This window comes from Deferrisoma palaeochoriense (assembly GCF_054656955.1).
Genome location: NZ_BAAHXI010000247.1, coordinates 1 through 206 on the forward strand (window position 1 = coordinate 1; position 206 = coordinate 206).

The following is a 206-nucleotide window of genomic DNA, read 5'->3' on the forward strand; positions in this document are numbered from 1 at the left end:
ACGGTCTCCCACGCGCACGGCGCCGCGGGGGTACCTGGACCTGGGGCTGAGGATCCTCCAGGTAGATCCGCTGGGACGCCTTCACATCCACCACGAACACTTCCCCGTCGGCGTCCAACCCCCGCAGGAACTCCGGGTCGGCCCCGTAGAACGAATCTGCCCCCACCCAGGCGAACTCCACGCCAAGGCGCCGGGCGTGTCGAACT

Annotated in this window: 1 protein-coding gene; it reads right to left on the minus strand. The window is 68.9% G+C overall.

The features are described 5' to 3' along the window. The coding region (locus tag ACYQ8L_RS18885) for a transposase (RefSeq protein WP_459943345.1) at window positions 1-206 on the minus strand (206 nt) is incomplete at both ends.